The following is a 283-nucleotide window of genomic DNA, read 5'->3' as shown; positions in this document are numbered from 1 at the left end:
CCGGTCACCCGTGGCGGGGAATGGTGGGCCGGCGTGCGCGCGCTGGCGCCGATGCTGCGCGGCGTGGTGCCGTTCGGCCTGATCTATGGCGTGCTGGCGGTCAATGCCGGCATGCCCGCCTGGCTGGCATGCGCGATGAGCGCCATCGTGTTCGGCGGCGCCTCCCAGATGATCCTGACCCAGCTCCGGTCCGCCGGCACGCCGGCGCTGGTGATCGCCTTTACCCTGGCGATGGTCAACCTGCGCCACGCGCTCTATTCGGCCACCATCGCCCCCTCGCTGG

Annotated in this window: 1 protein-coding gene; it reads left to right on the top strand. The window is 71.7% G+C overall.

What is annotated here, in order from left to right; genetic code table 11:
* Positions 1-283, top strand: a 283-nt coding sequence (locus tag SB751_RS29695; RefSeq protein WP_410748984.1) for an AzlC family ABC transporter permease, incomplete at both ends; no start/stop codon positions are given.

The organism is Cupriavidus sp. SIMBA_020, from assembly GCF_046535395.1.
Lineage (GTDB): Bacteria > Pseudomonadota > Gammaproteobacteria > Burkholderiales > Burkholderiaceae > Cupriavidus > Cupriavidus campinensis.
The sequence above is the reverse complement of the archived record's forward strand: the minus strand, read 5'-3'. Positions and strand labels throughout refer to the sequence as shown.